15 protein-coding genes and 1 pseudogene are annotated in these 14,566 nt (G+C 67.5%); 11 read left to right on the top strand and 5 right to left on the bottom strand.

The genetic code is table 11. The features are described from left to right. The 4 genes and pseudogenes from MIC448_RS12305 to MIC448_RS12320 all read left to right on the top strand — a co-directional run. Window positions 1-368 (top strand): annotated as a pseudogene (locus MIC448_RS12305) (hypothetical protein); the annotation flags it as partial. A gap of 46 nt (window positions 369-414) precedes the next feature. Next, window positions 415-1,011, top strand: a complete 597-nt coding sequence (locus MIC448_RS12310) for a TetR/AcrR family transcriptional regulator (protein ID WP_051513751.1) — start codon at window positions 415-417, stop codon at window positions 1,009-1,011. Window positions 1,012-1,131: 120 nt separating this feature from the next. Further along, window positions 1,132-2,526: an NtaA/DmoA family FMN-dependent monooxygenase gene (locus tag MIC448_RS12315; protein WP_051513753.1), complete on the top strand. Its 1,395-nt coding sequence runs from the start codon at window positions 1,132-1,134 to the stop codon at window positions 2,524-2,526. A 10-nt stretch (window positions 2,527-2,536) separates the two neighbouring features. Next, window positions 2,537-3,913 carry an NtaA/DmoA family FMN-dependent monooxygenase gene (locus MIC448_RS12320; RefSeq protein WP_036300140.1) on the top strand — a complete coding sequence of 459 codons (1,377 nt, stop codon included), beginning with the start codon at window positions 2,537-2,539 and terminating at the stop codon, window positions 3,911-3,913. Here the strand turns inward: MIC448_RS12320 and MIC448_RS12325 are convergent. After that, on the bottom strand, window positions 3,910-4,092 hold the full coding sequence (locus MIC448_RS12325; protein ID WP_036300143.1) for a hypothetical protein: 183 nt from the start codon (window positions 4,090-4,092) through the stop codon (window positions 3,910-3,912). The genes MIC448_RS12320 and MIC448_RS12325 overlap by 4 nt on opposite strands. Before the next feature lie 200 nt (window positions 4,093-4,292). Here MIC448_RS12325 and MIC448_RS12330 point away from each other — a divergent pair, with 200 nt between their 5' ends. From MIC448_RS12330 to MIC448_RS12345, 4 genes are all read left to right on the top strand, one after another. Continuing rightward, window positions 4,293-5,759, top strand: a complete 1,467-nt coding sequence (locus MIC448_RS12330; RefSeq protein WP_279380992.1) for a glyceraldehyde-3-phosphate dehydrogenase — start codon at window positions 4,293-4,295, stop codon at window positions 5,757-5,759. 95 nt (window positions 5,760-5,854) lie between these two features. Further along, complete coding sequence (locus MIC448_RS12335; RefSeq protein ID WP_036300162.1) at window positions 5,855-6,583, top strand: histidine phosphatase family protein; 729 nt, start codon at window positions 5,855-5,857, stop codon at window positions 6,581-6,583. Continuing rightward, window positions 6,567-7,448, top strand: coding sequence for an ADP/ATP-dependent (S)-NAD(P)H-hydrate dehydratase (locus MIC448_RS12340; protein WP_051513762.1), 882 nt, complete (start codon window positions 6,567-6,569; stop codon window positions 7,446-7,448). The genes MIC448_RS12335 and MIC448_RS12340 overlap by 17 nt, the downstream gene beginning before the upstream one ends. Window positions 7,449-7,471: 23 nt before the next feature. Continuing rightward, on the top strand, window positions 7,472-7,693 hold the full coding sequence (locus tag MIC448_RS12345; protein ID WP_036300145.1) for a hypothetical protein: 222 nt from the start codon (window positions 7,472-7,474) through the stop codon (window positions 7,691-7,693). A 9-nt stretch (window positions 7,694-7,702) separates the two neighbouring features. On the opposite strand, the gene MIC448_RS12350 is transcribed toward MIC448_RS12345, so the two are convergent. Further along, a complete protein-coding gene (locus MIC448_RS12350; protein ID WP_081766392.1) occupies window positions 7,703-8,704 on the bottom strand; it encodes a LysR family transcriptional regulator in 1,002 nt (333 codons plus the stop codon). A gap of 104 nt (window positions 8,705-8,808) precedes the next feature. Between MIC448_RS12350 and MIC448_RS12355 the strand changes: the two genes are divergently transcribed. Next, window positions 8,809-10,161, top strand: a complete 1,353-nt coding sequence (locus MIC448_RS12355) for an aminomethyl transferase family protein (protein ID WP_243420011.1) — start codon at window positions 8,809-8,811, stop codon at window positions 10,159-10,161. An 84-nt stretch (window positions 10,162-10,245) separates the two neighbouring features. On the opposite strand, the gene MIC448_RS12360 is transcribed toward MIC448_RS12355, so the two are convergent. Then, window positions 10,246-10,476 carry a hypothetical protein gene (locus MIC448_RS12360; RefSeq protein ID WP_036300148.1) on the bottom strand — a complete coding sequence of 77 codons (231 nt, stop codon included), beginning with the start codon at window positions 10,474-10,476 and terminating at the stop codon, window positions 10,246-10,248. A 131-nt stretch (window positions 10,477-10,607) separates the two neighbouring features. Here MIC448_RS12360 and MIC448_RS12365 point away from each other — a divergent pair, with 131 nt between their 5' ends. Next, entirely contained in the window at window positions 10,608-11,051 is a 444-nt protein-coding gene (locus tag MIC448_RS12365) for a YdeI/OmpD-associated family protein (RefSeq protein WP_036300150.1), read from the top strand. 12 nt (window positions 11,052-11,063) lie between these two features. On the opposite strand, the gene MIC448_RS12370 is transcribed toward MIC448_RS12365, so the two are convergent. Beyond that, window positions 11,064-12,326 carry an APC family permease gene (locus tag MIC448_RS12370; RefSeq protein WP_036300152.1) on the bottom strand — a complete coding sequence of 421 codons (1,263 nt, stop codon included), beginning with the start codon at window positions 12,324-12,326 and terminating at the stop codon, window positions 11,064-11,066. Window positions 12,327-12,376: 50 nt separating this feature from the next. Here MIC448_RS12370 and MIC448_RS12375 point away from each other — a divergent pair, with 50 nt between their 5' ends. Next, window positions 12,377-12,781, top strand: coding sequence for a DUF5684 domain-containing protein (locus tag MIC448_RS12375; RefSeq protein ID WP_051513758.1), 405 nt, complete (start codon window positions 12,377-12,379; stop codon window positions 12,779-12,781). Between the two features lie 61 nt (window positions 12,782-12,842). Here MIC448_RS12375 and MIC448_RS12380 read toward each other — a convergent pair whose 3' ends face one another. Continuing rightward, window positions 12,843-14,246 carry a DEAD/DEAH box helicase gene (locus tag MIC448_RS12380; RefSeq protein WP_036300154.1) on the bottom strand — a complete coding sequence of 468 codons (1,404 nt, stop codon included), beginning with the start codon at window positions 14,244-14,246 and terminating at the stop codon, window positions 12,843-12,845. Window positions 14,247-14,566: the final 320 nt, after the last annotated feature.

The following is a 14,566-nucleotide window of genomic DNA, read 5'->3' on the forward strand; positions in this document are numbered from 1 at the left end:
GCAACATCGAGCGTTTCCTCGGTGACGCCGAGGGCACGGGCGCGCCGACCGTGCGAGAGATCCTCGACCAGTTGCGCGGCAGGGGGACGCGGGGCTTCCGTATCGTCGGAAGCCCGATCCAGGTGGCGGATCAGATCGAGTCGCTGATCGCCGCGACCGACCTCGATGGTTTTCTGATCGAGCCGGTCTTTGCGCCCCACGACCTCGAAGACTTCGGGCGGCTCGTGATGCCGATCCTGCGCGAACGCGGCCGGCTTCGCGACGGCGAGGCCGGCAACACGCTCCGCGCGCGGCTGTCGGAGACCCCGGGCAATGACCGGCTCGGCGCGGCGCACCCCGTCATCGCATCCCCCGTGACCGCGGGTTGATCGGCACCCGACAGGGCTCCGATCCGCCGCCCGTAAGATGAGCCGGGTGGAGAACACGCCGGAGCGTCAGCGCCTGCTGGGCTTGGTTGTCGACCTCATCCTGCGCGATGGGGTCATCGATCTCAGCCTGAGTGCGATCTCACGTGCGATCGGCTCGAACAATCGCATGCTGCTCTACTACTTCGGCTCGAAGCAGGAACTGATCGGCGAGGCGGCGCTCGTCGCGTTCGACAGCTTCCCGCGGTTGCGTGACATGTTCGCCCGACTGAGCCAGCCGGGGGATCTCGAGCAGCGCTTGCTCACAGCGTGGGACGATCTCGCCGACCCCGACAGCCGGCCGTACGTCCGACTGTTCTTCCAGCGGTTCGGCATCGCCATGCGCGATCCGGACGACTGGGGCGATTTCATCGAGCGTGTCGGGCGGGAGTGGATCGAAGACGTTCGCGACACGCTCCTGGCGGACGGTTTCTCGCCCGAGGACGCCCTGTCCGGCGCGACGCGGGTCATCGCGCTGTTCCGTGGCTTGCAGTTTCTGCTGTTGTCGGGCGTTGACCCCGCTCAGCTGCGCGCGGCGTATCGCGACGCCATCCGGGATCTTTCGGGGACTGCTGCCCTCGCGCGCGCCTCCGTACCCTCGGCCTGACAGGCCGACCCGGCCGACCCGGCCGACCCGTGGTCGTCCAGGTTTTTCGGGACGGTGACACGGGCGAAACAATCGCACCCTAGCTTTGAACTGTTCAGTTCAGTGGCGAGAGGTGAAGACATGGGTTCCGAAGGCATGAAGCAGCCGTGGAAGATCGGAATGTTCCAGTGCGCGGGGCTGATGGGGGCATGGAAGCTACCCGAAAACACCGCGACCGACTTCCTCGACCTGAACCACTGGTTGACGATGGCCCGCCGATGCGAGGATGCCGGCGTCGACTTCCTGTTCTTCGCCGATGACTACGGGTACCCGGTCGTCGGCGACGGTATCCCGGCGACGGCCCTGCGCGGCGGAGTCCAGTTTCCGAAAGCCGATCCCACGATGATCCTGCCCGCGCTCGCCGCGGTGACGGAACGACTCGGCCTCGTCACCACGCTGTCGACCACGGTTGAGAAACCCCCGATGGTCGCACGGAAGATGGCAACCCTCGACCACATCACCAACGGACGCATCGGCTGGAACATCGTGACCGGTGCGGGCCAGAACGCCTCCGCGCGCCTGTTCGGGTTGCCGATGACCGAGCACGACCTGCGCTATGAGATCGCCGCGGACCACGTCGACCTCTCGCTCAAACTGTGGGAGGGATGCTGGGACGAAGGCGGGCTCGTGATCGACCGAGAGGCCGGGATCTTCGCCGACCCCGACAAGGTTCGCGAGATCGAGCACCACGGACCGCACTTCGATGCGAAGGGCCTGCTGCCGGTTCCGCCGGGACCGCAGCGGACACCCATGTTGTTCCAGGCCGGCGCATCCGTTCCCGGTCGCGACCTGGCAGCCAAGTACGCCGAAGCAGTCTTCCTCGCCGCGGAGGTACCGGCGCTCACGGCCCAGATCGCCGACATCCGCCGGCGTGCCGAGGAGTACGGCCGCGATCCGCGCTCGATCAAGTGCCTCATCGCCGGCACGTTCGTCGTCGCCGAGACGGAGGCCGACGCCCACGCCCTTCGTGCCCGCCAGACGGGGACGAGGTCGCTCGAGGACGCGGCCGCTTCGTACGCCTTCTTCACCGGGCTCGACCTGTCGGTCATGGATCCCGACAAACCACTCGACGTCGAAGCGGCCCTCACGCAGACGGGCCGCACGAACGTCGAGCGCTTCCTCGGTCCCGACGCACCGACCGTGCGCGAGATCCTCGAGGAGTTCCAGCGCAACAGCGTCATGGGGGCGCCCTTCATCGGTGACGCCGGGCAGGTCGTCGACCAGGCGCAGGCCGTGATCGAGGCGACGGACGCCGACGGTTTCCTCGTCCAGCCGGATCACACGGGCACCTTCGACAGTTTCATCGATCTCGTGATGCCCGAGCTGCGTGCGCGCGGTCTCGTGGCCACCGACCTTCCCGCGATGACACTGCGCGAGCGGTTGCTCGGCACGGGGACGCCGCATCTCGCCCCGGAGCATCCCGGGGCGGCCTACCGACGCGACGTCGCAAGCGCTAAATCACCGGCCACCGCGTAAGGAGCGAATCATGACGCGAATCACGACCAAGAAGCTGGCGATCGGCATGTTCCAGAACGGTCGTGCGCGACAGACCTGGGCGATGTCGGGCCGCGAGGATGAGTCGAACTACACCGACCTCGAGTACTGGACCGAACTTGCGCGCAAGTGCGAGGCGGCGGGTGCGGACTTCCTGTTCCTCGCCGACTCGTACGGCTACCCGACGCTGAACGACACCGTCATCCCGACGGCGATCGAGCGGAACGTGCAGTTCTCGACCGTCGACTCGCAGATGCTGATGTCGGCGTTGGCGGCCGCGACGAAAACCCTGGGGCTCGTCACGACGGTCTCCACGATGGTCGAGAAGCCGCCCATGGTGGCGCGCCAGTACCGCAGCCTCGATCACTTCTCGAAGGGCCGCATCGGGTGGAACATCGTGACGGGCTCGGCGCAGGCAGGATCCGCACTGCTGTTCGGTGAGCCGTTGATGCCGCACGACGACCGGTATGCGCTGGCCGACGATCACGTGCAGCTCTCGCTGAAGCTGTGGGAAGGATGCTGGGACGACGACGCGCTCATCCGTGACAGCGCAACGGGGATCTGGGCAGATCCCGCCAAGGTGCACGAGATCATCCACGATGGGCCCTTCTTCTCGTCGAAGGGTGTGCTCGTCACGCCGCCGAGCCCGCAGGTCACCCCGACGCTGTTCCAGGCCGGCGCCTCCAGCGCGGGGCGAGAACTCGCGGCGACGTACGCCGAAGCGGTATTCCTCGCTGCCGAGTCGAAAGCTCTCGCCGAACAGATCGCCGACATTCGCGGCCGCGCCGAGGCGAAGGGCCGCGGCCGCGACGCGATCAAGTGCCTGATCGCCGGGACGTTCCGCATTGCCGAGTCGGAGGAGGAAGCACGCGCGGCGCACGAGGCCCAGATTGCAGGTATTTCTCTCGAGTACGCCGCCGCCACGTACGCCTACTTCACGGGGGTAGACCTGCTGTCGTTCGATCTCGACCGGCCGATGCCCGCGAGCACGGCGAAGACCGACAACGGGCGCACGAATGTCGAGCGATTCCTCGGCCCGGATGCCCCGACCGTGCGGGAGATCCTCGAGGAGTTCCGCGCGAACGGCGTGATGGGCAAGCCCTTCCTCGGGACGGTCGAGCAGGCAGTCGACCAGGCTCTCGCGCTCATCGAAGAGACCGATGCCGACGGTTTTCTCGTCCAGCCCGACCCCGACGGCAGCCACGACATGTTCTTCGAGAAGGTCATGCCTGAGCTGCGCCGTCGCGGGGTCATCAAGGACGAGTTGCCGGGCGCCACCCTCCGCGAGCATCTGTTCGGGGAGGGTTGCGTCCGGTTGCCCGATTCGCACCCCGGTGCCGCCTTCCGGCGGACGGGAGTGCTCGTCTAGGCGTCGTCAGCCTTCTCGTCCTCTTCGGGCTCGAAGGTCGATCGGGTGCCCGTGTGGCCCGCCCCGACGCCGCCGGGGGCATCGGGGATCGTGCCGTCCTTGCCGAGTCCGCCCGGCTTCTGCGTTGCCTCGTCGTTCTCGGCGTCGGACGCATTCTCGAGATCGCGGTCTTCCGTCATGGTCTTTCCCTTCGTCGCGGTGAAGCCTAGGCATCCGTGAGGCATCCCGCTCCTGGGTTGACAGGGCCGTCACGGGAGCTCGATAAGTGGCCCGGAGGGAGCGGATAGAGTCGAGGGATCTGTGCTCGCCCGGGATTCGCTCGACTGTTCGTATCGAGGATGCCGCGCTGAGAAGCACCTGCAACGTTGGAGGTACCGCCGTGTCCACGATCGATTACGACTCCCATCGCGACGACTGGGTGGCTCGCGAGGAGCTCGCCGAGCGCCTGATCCCGCAGATCGGCCGTCTGTACCGTGACCACGGAATCGTCACCTCAGTGCACGGTCACCGCATCATCAACCTTTCGGCGATCGGCGTGATCGAGGCGCACGAACGGGCTCGCCAGCTCGGCCACGAAGAGCTCACGCTCGAGCAGACGGATGCCGTGCTGAGGGCGCTTCTCGCGATAGGTCCGGGTCCGGCTTCGGTCGACGTCGCGCGGCTCGCCCTCTCGCTGCGTGACGCCGGGCCTGAGGTCGATGTCGAGGCGCACGTTCGTGCTGCGTTCGAGGGTATGGACGTCGAGACAGCCGAACGGAGCACGGATGTCGTGCTCTACGGCTTCGGGCGCATCGGACGACTGCTCGCTCGCATCCTGATCAGTCACGCGGGCAACGGTCACGGCTTGCGCCTGCGCGCGATCGTCGTTCGGCGGGGTTCCGAGAACGACCTCATCAAGCGCGCGAGCCTCTTGAGCCGCGATTCGGTGCACGGGTCGTTCCCCGGCACGGTCGAGGTCGATGCAGACAACGATGTGATCGTCGCGAACGGCACCCGCATCCAGGTGATCTACTCCAGCGATCCCGCCGCGACGGATTACACGGCCTATGGCATCCGCGACGCGGTCATCGTCGACAACACGGGTCGGTGGCGCGACGAGGAGGGTCTGTCTCAGCATCTGCGGAGCCCCGGCGTCGCTCGCGTCCTGCTGACGGCCCCGGGCAAGACGCCCCTGAAGAACATCGTCCACGGCATCAACGATTCGGACATCACACCCGAGGACCGCATCCTCTCCGCCGCATCCTGCACGACCAACGCGATCACCCCCGTGCTGAAAGCCATCGACGAGGCCTACGGTGTCGTTCGCGGGCATGTCGAGACGGTGCACTCGTTCACGAACGACCAGAACCTCACGGACAACTTCCACAAGGGCGATCGCCGCGGGCGCTCGGCCGTGCTCAACATGGTCATCACCGAGACCGGCGCGGCCAAGGCCGTGGCAAAGGCGCTGCCAGAACTGGCTGGGAAGCTCACGGGCAGCAGCATCCGCGTGCCCACGCCGGACGTGTCGCTCGCCATCCTGAATCTCACCCTCGAGCGCCCCGCGACCAAGGAAGAGGTGAACGACTACCTGCGCCGGGTCTCGCTGCACTCGAAGCTGCGGCAGCAAATCGACTACGTCGAGTCTCCCGAGGTCGTCTCAACGGACTTCGTGGGATCGCACCGCGCCGGCATCGTCGACGGGCTCGCAACGATCGCGGACGGCACGAACATGGTGCTCTACGTCTGGTACGACAACGAGTACGGATACTCCTGCCAGGTCGTTCGCGTGCTGGAGAAGATCGCGGGAACGCACCCCGTGGTGGTTCCCACGCGTGTGGACGTTCGATTGGCGCCAGCCGGCTAGGTCGCTCGCCTGCAGACGAGTGCGCGGGTCGACAGAGACACAACCGACTTGTCAACGGGGTGCCCGCGAATGTTGCGCGCGCCTACGCTCGCGGGATGTCGGTGACGGAATTGTGGTTGGTCAGGCACGGCGAGAGCGTGGGCAACGTGGCGGCGACGCGCGCCCAACGCGAAGGGCTCGACGTCATTCCTCTCGATCTGCGCGACGCGGATGTCCCGCTCTCGCCCGTCGGGAGGACCCAGGCTCGGGCGCTCGGGGAGTGGATGGCGGCTCACCCGGAGCAGATCGATGCGTTCTGGGTGTCACCGTATGCCCGTGCCCGCGAGACCCTGACGATCGCGCTGAAGGATGAGGAATCCATCTCCGCCCCTCGGGTCGTAGACGAGCGTCTTCGTGACCGGGAGCTCGGCATCCTGGATCTCTTGACGCGCGTGGGTGTCGAGCGCCTGCACCCGGGGGAAGCGGAGCGCCGCCGCCATCTCGGCAAGTTCTACCATCGACCGCCAGGCGGGGAATCGTGGGCCGATGTCGCTCTGCGACTGCGATCCTTCCTCCGCGATGCTCTCCCGGGTCCCGCCGAGAGTGCCATGATCGTGGCGCACGATGCCGTGGTGATGCTGCTGCTCTCGGTGTTGCTCCCGCTCGACGAAGCGGAGCTTCTGGAATTCGCCGCCGCCAACACGGTCGACAACGCCTCGATCACCCACCTCCGCCTCACCGAGGAGGGCTGGGAAGTTGTCGATTTCTCGAGTGTCGCGCACCTCGAGCGCGCGGGTGCGCCGGTCACCGAGCATGCGGGGAGCCCCGATGTCCAGCCAGAGTGAGAGCGTCACGCCGGACCTTCTGCGGGAGTGGGGGCTGCCTGATCCCGGCAACTCGAAGAAGACACGCGGCCGGGTCATGGTCGTGGGAGGCTCCCGCCGCTCACCCGGCGCGATCCTTCTCGCGGGCGAGGCCGCACTGCGAGTGGGAGCGGGCCGCTTGGGACTCGTGGTGCCCGGCTCGATCGAGGCCCAGATCGGCGTCGTGATCCGCGAGGCCGCGATCTTCTCCCTGCCCGAACGAGCCACCGATCCGATCGAGGGTCACCTGCGAGACGAACTCGCCGCGGCTGGCGCCGTGCTCGTCGGCCCGGGTTTCGACGAGCCCGATGAGACACGCGCGACCGTGGAAGCCGTCGCGGACACGGATGTCTCGTGTCTCGTCCTGGACGCGTTCGGGCTCGGCGTGCTTCCCGATATCGATCGTTCGCGGCTTCCGCAGACGCTGCTCCTCAACCCGAACGCAGAAGAGGCCTCGCGGCTCTTGGGGCGCGAGCTCGGCGAGAACGGCAGCGATGAGCGCATCGCAGATCTGCGCGAGATCGCGGAAAGATACCAGGCCATCGTCAACTGCTACGGCGACGTCGTCGACCCGGCCGGCGCATCCTGGCGCGTTGAGGCCGGTGGTGCCGGGCTCGGGACATCGGGCAGCGGCGACGTGCTCGCCGGCGCCATCGCCGGGATGGCTGCGCGCGGCTTGCCGCCCGAGCGTGCCGTCGCGTGGGCGAGCTGGGCGCACGCGAGCGCAGGCGACCGGTTGACGAAGCATCCGGGTCTCGGATTCTTGGCGGGGGATCTCGCTCGAGAACTGACGCCGGTGCTGAACTCCGTGCTGAAGCCGGTGCTGGGCGAGTTCACCCCCGCGTAACCTCGGAGCGGGAAGATACGCCCATGTCGATGTCCGAGCCCTTCATGCCCGCCGACGAGCCGCGTCCCGAGGGCCCGCCCACCGATCGCGATATCGACACCGATGTGGACATCATCTGGGGCGCGAGCGAGGACGGGCCGGAGGGCGTTGCCCCCGAGTATCCGGCGAATCCCGCACTCCGGACGCCCACCCCGGGTGCAGTGCTCTCTGAGGATCAGCTCGAGAAAGACCTCGACGAGGAGTAGACGGTTCCGTCAGCGTCCCGGGTAACCGTGGATGGCGAAGAACTCGCCGTGCGTGCCCGAGATGGCATGTCGCACGGTTTCGAAGACCCAGTCGAGCGCGGCCGAGTGCTGGGCGGTTGTCCGTGCGAAGAGCGACACGTCGACGCTCGCCATGTCGAACGGGAGCTGCCGAACGACGAGCGGCCAGGACGTCGCCCAGCCCGCGCCGATAGTGTCGGGCACCGTGGCGATCATGTCGGGGCGTGCCGCGAGCAACGGTGGGATCGACGCGAAGTGGTTGACGCTGACCGGCTCGTCGAGGCGCGCGCCCAGGCGGCTGAGCGCGGTGCGCAGGTTGGGTCGGCCGGAGTCGCTCGCCACGACGACGTGCGTCGCGGCGAGGTAGTCCTCGAGACTGACCTCGCCGCGGGCGAGCGGATGGTTCTGCGACATCAGGATCGCGTAGCCCTGCGACTTCAGCACGACGTGGGGAAACTCGCCGACCACGCGAGAAGAGGTCACGGCGAGGTCGATGCTTCCGCGCGCGAGCCAGCCCGGCAGTCGGTCGACGTCCAGCGGCACCACCTCGAGGCGGGCATGGGGCGCGGCGGTGCGCACGGCATCCAGAATCGCGGGGAAGTAGCCGATCTCGCCCAGCTCGGACAGGGCGATCCGGAAGACACGATCGAACTCCGCCGGCTCGAATCCGTGCACCGAGTCGAGGGTGCGGTCAATTCTCGCGAGGGCATCTCGGAAGTCGGGGTAGAGCGAGCTGGCGAGTTCGCTCGGCTCCATGGTCCGTCCGACGCGCCGGAACAGCGGGTCATCGAGCTCGCGCCGCAAGCGCCCGAGCGCCTGGCTGACCGCGGGTTGCGTCACATACAGGCCCTCCGCTGCGGCGGTCAGGCTTCGTGTTTCGTAGATGGCGACGAAGCTGCGCAGCAGGTTGAGGTCCACGGGCACTCCACTTCGATGTGACGGGTACATCCACGACGCGTGTACGACGGACACGGTCGAGGATGACTTAGGCATCCTTTCCCCAGCATAAGCACCGCTTATGCACAACGCACGCGCCGATGCATAGGCTGAGGGTGAGCCACCGCCGGCGGATGACCGCCGCGAACGAAGGAGTTCCCGTGTCTGAATCTCTCGCCGCCGCCATCGCCCGTGTCGGAAGCCCCGTCGACGTTCTGCGGAACGCCCCGGCTCTCCCCACCGTCTTCCCGGTCACTCCGGAGTTCAGCAACTGGCGCTCCGAGCAGCTGTCCTGGCGGACGTCGGTGGCGCTGCTCGACCAGTCGCACCACATGACCGACCTGTTCTTGACCGGCCCGGGCGCGCTGAAGCTTCTGAGCGACGTGGGTGTGAACAGCTTTGCCAACTTCCGCGTCGACAACGCCAAGCAGTTCATCGCGGTCAACAGCGACGGCTACCTGATCGGCGACGCGATCCTCTTCTACCTGGCCGAGGAGTCCTTCGACCTCGTCGGGCACCCGATGGTCATCGACTGGGTGCAGTACCACCTCGAAACGGGCGACTACGACGCCACGTTCGAGCGCGACGGCAACTCGATCGTGCGCGCCGGTGACCCGAAGCTGTACCGCTTCGAGCTGCAGGGTCCGAATGCGCTGGCGCTCATGGAGAAGGTCACCGGCGCTCCGGTGCCGCCCACGAAGTTCTTCCACATGGCGACGTTCACGATCGACGGCCTGACGGTGCGCTCGCTGCGGCATGGCATGGCGGGCCAGCCGGGCTTCGAGCTGTTCGGCCCCTGGGCCGAGGGCGAGCGCGTGCGCTCGGCTCTGCTCGAGGCCGGCGAAGAGTTCGATCTCGTGCTGGTCGGGTCGAAGGCGTATTCCTCGGCGAACCTCGAGTCGGCCTGGGTGCCGTCCCCGCTTCCCGCGATCTTCACGGGTGAGGGCACTGCGGCGTATCGCGAGTGGTTGCCCGTTGCTCGGGCGGGGTCGCTTGCGGGCAGCCTCGCATCCGACGACATCACCGACTACTACGTCACGCCCTACGACATCGGCTACGGCCGGAGCGTCGCATTCGACCACGACTTCATCGGCCGTGCGGCGCTCGAGCGACACGCTGCGGAAGCACCCCGAACCAAGGTCACCCTCGTCTGGAACGAAGAGGATGTCGCGTCCGCCGTGCAGTCGCTGCTCGAGCCCGGCGTTCCCGCGAAGTACATCGACTTCCCCAAGGCCCGTTACGGGCTGTACCAGGTCGACCGGGTGCTGATCGACGGTGAGGATGTCGGAATCTCGCACGACGTCGGCTACATCACGAACGAGCATGCGTTCGTCTCGCTCGCCAGCATCGCTACGGAGCACTCGGCACCGGGCACAGAGGTGCACGTCCTGTGGGGCGAAGAGCCGAACTCGCAGAAGCCCGCCGTTGAACCCCACCGCCAGATCGCGGTCCGTGCGACGGTCGAGCCCGCGCCGTACTCGGCATTCGCTCGCGACAACTACCGGGCGAGCTAAGCGGGCCGTCTGCCCACAGGGCGGGGTTAACGAGCAAGAGACCCCGGAGTACTCTCCGAGGTCCCCCGTTCTTGTGCAGACGGGTCAGGCGTCGCGGATGTTTTCCTTGACCTCGTTGCGGGTCTTGACCGAGTCGCGCTCGGCTTCGGCCTTCTTCACCTCGGCGTCGGCTTCGGCTTTGGTCTTCTTCACCTCGGCGTCGGCCTTCATCTCGTCGACCTTGTCGCCGATGCGGTCCGTGGTGTCCTCGAACGCGTCCTTCGCCTTGCGGCCAGCGGTCTCGGCGGTCTCCTTCGCGTCGTCGATGAATCCCATGTCTGGCTCCTTTCGAGTGGGTGTATGTCGAAGCTAGGCCAGTTCGCGCGCGCGAGCAGAGGGGTCGCGTCGTGCCGCGCCGGTTGATACGACACTGGCGGCCGACGGGCGCGCGCCCATATCCTCGCGACATGGCCAACGAGGCGACGTTCTCCACAATCCTGTTCCAGCAAGGCAACAACACGGGTATCGAGGTTCCCGCTGGCGTGGTCGAATCCCTGGCAGCAGGCAAGCGGCCAGCCGTGATCGTGACCGTCAACGGCTTCGAATACCGGAGCACCGTTGCTGTGATGGGCGGTCGCTACCTGATCCCCTTCAGCTCGGATAAACGCGCGGCGACGGGCCTGGCAGGCGGCGACGCGATCGACGTCACACTCGTTATCGATGCGGTGCCTCGCACTGTCGAGGTGCCCGCGGACCTCGCCACCGCATTGGAGGCGGCCGGATTGCGGTCCGTGTTCGATGCTCTTGCGCCCAGCGCTCGCAAGGCGCACGTGACGTCGGTCGAATCGGCGAAGGCGCCCCAGACGCGGGCACGCAGGATCGAGTCGATTCGGCTCACGCTCGGCTCGTGAAGCGCGCTGGACCTACAGCGAACGGCGACGCCTGAGCTCGAGCACCACCAGTCGCCCGACGATGCCGACAAGGATGACGGCCGCGCCGCCGATCACGGCGGTCAGCGGAAGTGTCAGGGCAAGGATGCCGCATCCGACGCCGCCGAGAACCTGCAGGACGCGGGGGAATCGGCGCTTCTCGCCGCGTTGCCGGAACGCCGCCGCATTCGCGATGAAGTAATAGATGAGAAGCCCGAACGATGAGAAGCCGATCGCGCCGCGCAGGTCGACGGTCGCGACGGCCACGATGACGACGATCGCAATCACAATCTCGGCGCGGTGCGGCACGCGGTAGCGGGGGTGGATAGCGGCGAGGTAGCGGGGCAGATCGTCCTCTCGTGCCATCGCCAGGGTTGTTCGACCGATGCCGGCTATCAGCGCGAGCAGCGCGCCGAGCGATGCGGCCGCCGCCCCGAAACGGACGATCGGTTGCGCCCATGCCCACCCGGAAGCGGCCGCGGTCTCGGCGAGAGGTGCTTCGGCCGACGCCGTTGCATCGGGACCGAGCGTCGCGAGAACAGTGACAGCGACGACGGCGTAGACGACGAGCGCCAGCCCGAGGGCGAGCATGATGGCTCGCGGAATGTTCTTGGCGGGATCGCGCACCTCTTCGCCCATCGTCGCGATGCGCGCGTATCCGGCGAACGCGAAGAAGAGCAGACCGGCGGATTGCAGGATGCCGTAGCCGCTACCCGTCCAGAGGTCCAGGCCGGCGAGGCCTTCGGTGCCGGGGGTGCTCGACCATCCTGCGGCCACAACAACGGCCAGAGCGAGCAGAACAATGACGACCAGCACGCGCGTGAGCTGTGCTGTGCGGGTCACGCCGAGCAGATTCACGATTGCCAGGGCCGCCACGGCAGCGATGGCGACAGGCCGTTCCCACCCCGGGGGAGCGGCGTATGCGGCGAACGTGATCGCCATTGCCGCACAGCTCGCCAGCTTGCCGATGATGAATGCCCACCCCGCAACGAAGCCCCACCACGGACCGATCTCGGCCCGGCCGTAGGCGTACGTTCCTCCCGAGGTGGGGTGGGCGGCGGCGAGCTGAGCGGATGCGGCGGCGTTGCAGTAGGCGACGAACCCGGCGATCGCGAGCCCGACCAGCAGGCCTGCACCCGCCGCCTCGGCCGCGGGTGCGAAGGCGGCGAAGACCCCGGCACCGATCATCGACCCGAGACCGATGAACACCGCGTCGCCGAGGCCAAGACGACGCGCGAGCGTGGGCGGGGAAGTCACGGCGCAGACTCTAGCGGGTAGAGGTGTCGCGGAACCCCTAGCATGTGGCCATGACCTCACAAAGCGTGACCTCGCAGATCGTGACCTCGCAGATCACCGACCAGGCCGACCTCACCGCGCTCTATACGATTTCCGGTGTTTGGGGGCTGATCTGGTACATCATCCTGGCCATCGCGCTCTGGCGCACGTTCAGCAAGGCGGGCTGGCCCGGCATCCTCGCGATCATCCCGATCGTGAACATCTTCATTCTCGTGAAGGTCGGCGGGATGTCCGCGTGGCTTGGCCTTCTCTACATCATCCCGATCGTCAATTTCATCTTCGCGATCGTCCTGGCCGTCAAGGTCGGCAAGAACTTCGGACACGGCGGTGTCTTCTCGTTCTTCCTGCTGTTCCTCCTGCAGCCGATCGGCTACCTGATCCTCGGCTTCGGCAAGTCGGAGTACCGCCAGGTCTGACGCACGGAACGCGAAACAGCGGGGCACCCGAGGGTGCCCCGCCGTTTCGTTTGATCTGAGCTCAGCCGCGCGAGCCGGTCGAGTAGGAGCGTCCGCGCGAGCCGCCGCGGCGTCCGCCGCCGGCTGCGGGACGGGCCGAATCGCCGTGGGCGCCGTCACCGCGGGGCGCGCGGTTACCGTCGCCACGGGCTGCGGCGGGACGGCCGCCACCGTTACCGCGACCCGACGCGCCACGGGGGCGCTGCGGGGCGTGGGTGCTCGCGACGATCGGCGCGGGCTTGACGTAGGCGGCGGTATCGCCGACCAGGGTCACGACCCGGGCGTCGTCCGCACGCACCTTCTCAAGCGGTGCGGCGATGTGGGCCTTGCGCAGCAGGTCGGTGACATCGCGGCGCTGCGCCTCGAGCGTGACCGTCACGACGGTACCCTCGGCGCCGGCGCGAGCCGTGCGGCCCGAGCGGTGCAGGTACGCCTTGTGCTCGACGGGCGGGTCGACGTGCACGACCAGCTCGACGTCGTCGACGTGGACGCCACGTGCGGCGACGTCCGTCGCGACGAGCACGCGCACGCCACCCTTCGAGACATCGGCACCGAACGCGGCGAGGTTGCGCTCGCGCGCGCCCTGCGCCAGGTTGCCGTGGAGGTCGACGGCGGGGATGCCGGCCGCGGTCAGCTGCTTGGCGAGCTTCTTTGCCTGGTGCTTGGTGCGGGTGAAGAGGATGCGACGGCCGGTGCCGGACGCGAGACGCTGCACGAGTGCGGTCTTCTCATCGGTGCCGTCGATCACGAAGACGCGGTGGATCATCTCGCCCTGGGGCACACTCTCGTCGTCGACTTCGTGACGGACCTCGTCGCGCAGGAACCGACGGACGAGGCTGTCGACACCGCGGTCGAGCGTGGCGCTGAACAGCATCCGCTGTCCGCCCTGCGGGGTCGCCGCGAGGATGCGCGTGACACCGGGCAGGAAGCCGAGATCGGCCATGTGGTCGGCCTCGTCGAGCACGGTGATCTCGACGCGGTCCAGACGCACGACGCCCTGCTTCATGAGGTCTTCGAGGCGGCCCGGGCAGGCGACGACGATATCGACACCGTTGCGGAAAGCCTGCTCTTGCGGCCGCTGGCTGACGCCACCGAAGACGGTGGTGACGCGCAGGCCGACGGCCTCGGCGAGGGGGATGAGGGTTGCGGCGATCTGCGTCGCGAGCTCGCGCGTCGGGGCGAGGACCAGGCCGCGAGGCTGGCCCGGGTTACGGCGAGCGGCCGATGCGCCGCTCAGGCGGGCGATGAGTGGCAGAGCGAACGCGATGGTCTTGCCGCTGCCGGTGCGGCCGCGGCCGAGCACGTCGCGACCCGCGAGGGAGTCGGGAAGCGTGTCGCGCTGGATGGCGAAGGCCTCGGTCTTGCCCGAGGCTTCGAGGACGGATGCGAGCTGCGCGGGTACGCCGAGCTCAAGGAAAGTAGACATGGTTGTGCTTTCGGGTGAAGTGCGCACCGAAACATGAGGCCGGTGAAGGCCCGAGAGAGGCGCGAAGTGGGCGACGGCGCAGGATTGCGCATCGGTTCGCCGTTCGTGTAGAGCCACGGCCGAGAGGGCCGGGAAGCGTCACGACGACGCAGGCGGAATAAACCGCCTCCGCAACACTAACACGCGCCCGCAATGTCTATCGCGTGACAGTCACCTGGACATCCCCCCAGCATTCTCGGATCGGCATGAATGGGTGCGTAGTGTGGGCGACAGCGTTCGGCACCTGCCGTTGGCACAGGCCCAGGCCCACAACCTTGTGG

Origin of the sequence: Microbacterium sp. C448, from assembly GCF_000582705.2 — a bacterium.
Taxonomy (GTDB): domain Bacteria; phylum Actinomycetota; class Actinomycetes; order Actinomycetales; family Microbacteriaceae; genus Microbacterium; species Microbacterium lacus_A.

What these genes read in the sequence shown, in the direction of transcription:
- MIC448_RS12315 (WP_051513753.1), top strand. Translation starts at nt 1,132, where the DNA reads ATGGGTTCCGAAGGCATGAAGCAGCCGTGGAAGATCGGAATGTTCCAG.
- MIC448_RS12320 (WP_036300140.1), top strand. Translation starts at nt 2,537, where the DNA reads ATGACGCGAATCACGACCAAGAAGCTGGCGATCGGCATGTTCCAGAAC.
- MIC448_RS12325 (WP_036300143.1), bottom strand. Translation starts at nt 4,092, where the DNA reads ATGACGGAAGACCGCGATCTCGAGAATGCGTCCGACGCCGAGAACGAC.
- MIC448_RS12335 (WP_036300162.1), top strand. Translation starts at nt 5,855, where the DNA reads ATGTCGGTGACGGAATTGTGGTTGGTCAGGCACGGCGAGAGCGTGGGC.
- MIC448_RS12340 (WP_051513762.1), top strand. Translation starts at nt 6,567, where the DNA reads ATGTCCAGCCAGAGTGAGAGCGTCACGCCGGACCTTCTGCGGGAGTGG.
- MIC448_RS12345 (WP_036300145.1), top strand. Translation starts at nt 7,472, where the DNA reads ATGTCGATGTCCGAGCCCTTCATGCCCGCCGACGAGCCGCGTCCCGAG.
- MIC448_RS12350 (WP_081766392.1), bottom strand. Translation starts at nt 8,704, where the DNA reads ATGCCTAAGTCATCCTCGACCGTGTCCGTCGTACACGCGTCGTGGATG.
- MIC448_RS12360 (WP_036300148.1), bottom strand. Translation starts at nt 10,476, where the DNA reads ATGGGATTCATCGACGACGCGAAGGAGACCGCCGAGACCGCTGGCCGC.
- MIC448_RS12365 (WP_036300150.1), top strand. Translation starts at nt 10,608, where the DNA reads ATGGCCAACGAGGCGACGTTCTCCACAATCCTGTTCCAGCAAGGCAAC.
- MIC448_RS12375 (WP_051513758.1), top strand. Translation starts at nt 12,377, where the DNA reads ATGACCTCACAAAGCGTGACCTCGCAGATCGTGACCTCGCAGATCACC.
- MIC448_RS12380 (WP_036300154.1), bottom strand. Translation starts at nt 14,246, where the DNA reads ATGTCTACTTTCCTTGAGCTCGGCGTACCCGCGCAGCTCGCATCCGTC.